General features: G+C 45.4%; 3 protein-coding genes. All 3 read right to left on the bottom strand.

What is annotated here, in order from left to right; translation table 11 throughout:
* Window positions 1-58 precede the first annotated feature (58 nt).
* The gene (locus K8S13_RS12880) at window positions 59-970 is read right to left on the bottom strand and encodes a branched-chain amino acid ABC transporter permease (protein WP_291463033.1); all 912 of its coding nucleotides are present in this window, start codon (window positions 968-970) and stop codon (window positions 59-61) included.
* An 89-nt stretch (window positions 971-1,059) separates the two neighbouring features.
* Window positions 1,060-2,196: a branched-chain amino acid ABC transporter substrate-binding protein gene (locus tag K8S13_RS12875; RefSeq protein ID WP_291463032.1), complete on the bottom strand. Its 1,137-nt coding sequence runs from the start codon at window positions 2,194-2,196 to the stop codon at window positions 1,060-1,062.
* A 16-nt stretch (window positions 2,197-2,212) separates the two neighbouring features.
* A partial coding sequence (locus K8S13_RS12870; RefSeq protein WP_291463030.1) for an ATP-binding cassette domain-containing protein occupies window positions 2,213-2,548 on the bottom strand: 336 nt, incomplete at its 5' end.

Below are 2,548 nucleotides of genomic sequence, written 5' to 3'. Positions count from 1 at the left end.
GGGCCAGAGCAGCCCTAAAAGCCACAACATGCCGATTGTATATTGTTTCCAAACTTTTTTAAACTCTTGTATCATCGATATTCTCGCCCATAATTCCATTTGGTTTAAAATAGAGTACTGCGATCAAAATTATGAAAGCAAACACATCCTTATACTCGCCTGAGATATAGCCGGCACCGAATATTTCAACCATTCCGATAATCAGGCCGCCTATCATGGCACCGGTAATATTCCCGATCCCACCCAGAACGGCAGCGGCAAAGGCCTTGATACCGGGGACAAATCCCATGTCATACCGGACAGATCCATAGTAAAGGCCATACATAATACCGGCAGCAGCGGCAAGTCCCGCACCAATGGCAAAGGTCAGGGATATGATCCTGTTGCTGCCGATGGCCACCAAAGCGGACATGGTCTTGTCCTGGGCCGTTGCCCGCATTGCCATACCGATTTTGGTCCTGAATACCAGGAGATTGAGTCCTACCAGCAGGCAGATGGTCAAAGATACGATCATAATCTGAAGATAGGAAATAGTTACCATGCCGAAATCAAATCTTCCCTGGAACAATTCACTGGGATAAACCTTGTCATACACCCCCTGGGTGAGCATCATACCATTGGAAAGAAAAATAGACATACCCAGGGCAGACAAAAGGGCGGCCAGCCTGGACTCTTTCCGCAATGGTTTATAGGCGATTTTTTCAATCCCGATGGCAAGGTAGGCGCAATAGGCCATGGCAATCATAAAGGAAGCCGTCAGACAGATAATCGGGTGGGAATCCATATATCCCACCCCGGCAAAATAAGCCAGGGCAATGGCTCCCACATATCCGCCGGCAGCAAAAAATTCGCCATGTGCAAAGTTGATGAGCTGGATAACACCATATACCATGGTATACCCCAGTGCGATCAATGCATACATACCGCCAAGGGTTATACCGTTAATCAACTGCTGAATAAAATATTCCATTATATTTAATTTTCTTAACTTTATTTCCTGAAGTGGACAAAAAGATGCGGCTGCAATTAAATTGCCGGCCGCATCACATTTTCACAAAATTACTTGATCAGACCGCTGGCTGGTTCCCAATAAGGAACAAACTCAGCGTTAATAATTTTAAAGGCAATATAGGAAGACCCTGAGTCTCCATTGGCTCTGAACTTGACACGTTTTGCAACACCCTGGTAATCCAGTTTCATGAGTTCAGCCTTAATTTTGGCAGACTTTGTGGAGCCGGCTGCTTTAATGGCTTTTAAAAGAGCTGTGGCAGAATCATAGGCATAGGTTGAATAGGCAGCAATCTTACCATATTTAGGCACATATATTTCTTCAAAGGCTTTGTACTCAGGCGTAGAGGGATCGGTAAATCCATAGGTCAGGTAAACACCTTCTGCTGCAGTTTTTGCAACCTCCATGTATTTGGGCTGGAAACAGGCATCCTGGGTAACGATCTGGGATTTAAGACCCAGACGTTTTGCCTGGAGTGTCATCATGGCGGCAGGAGAGAATCCCTGGAGAGACATGTAAAAAATATCGGCATTTCTCAGTTTTGCCATGGTTAAAATAGCAGAAAAATCTTTATCACCCTGGTTGACATGCTCATGACCCAGGATTTTGATACCCAGATCTTTACAGGCTTTTTCAACACCGTCTGCAAGACCCTGGGAATAGGTAGTTTTGTCATCCACGATAAAAATAGTTTTTGCACTCAGGGCTTCTTTCATAAATTTGGCAGCTGCAGGGGCCTGGTCATCATCCCTTCCGCACATCCTGAACATATATTCAAGTCCGCGGTCCGTTACATCCTGATGGGTAGAAGCCGGGGTAATCATGACGACGTCTTCCTCAGCCAGCACCTCGGATCCCGGAATAGTTGAAGAAGAGCAATAGGCTCCCACCACACCAACAACCCCAAGGTTGAGAAGCTTGTTGGCTGCGGCAACGGCTTGTCTTGGATCACAGGCTGTATCCTGGGGAAAAAATTCAATCTTGTCATAACCCGGGATTCCACCTGCTTCTTCAAATACTTTAATGGCAGTCCAGACACCATTTTTAATATCTGTTCCATCAGATGCATAGGGGCCGGTTAAAGGGCTCATGGAACCGATTTTCAATGTTTTTGCAGAAACGGTTGCAAACAGAAATGGAACCAGAATAAGGCCCATAGCTATAATTGATAAAATTCTTTTTTTCATCTTTTTCTCCTAAAAATTATTGGTTAGCAGGCTGACCCAGATATGCTTCAATCACTTTCGGGTTATTCTGAATTTCATGAGAATCACCTTCAGCAATCTTAACACCATGATCAACACATACAATATGATCACACACACCCATCACAACCTTCATGTCATGCTCCACAAGGAGAACATCAATACCTAAGTCTGATATGCGTGTAATGTCTTTCATTAACTCTGAGGATTCAGAGGGATTCATTCCGGCAGCGGGTTCATCCAGCAGCAGCACTTTGGGTTCCGAGGCAATGGCCCGGGCGATTTCAAGTCGTCGCTGCAAGCCGTATGGCAGACTGGATGCCACATCATCGGC

This window comes from Desulfobacula sp. (assembly GCF_021107415.1).
The sequence above is the reverse complement of the archived record's forward strand: the minus strand, read 5'-3'. Positions and strand labels throughout refer to the sequence as shown.

What these genes read in the sequence shown, in the direction of transcription:
- K8S13_RS12875 (WP_291463032.1), bottom strand. Translation starts at nt 2,196, where the DNA reads ATGAAAAAAAGAATTTTATCAATTATAGCTATGGGCCTTATTCTGGTT.
- K8S13_RS12880 (WP_291463033.1), bottom strand. Translation starts at nt 970, where the DNA reads ATGGAATATTTTATTCAGCAGTTGATTAACGGTATAACCCTTGGCGGT.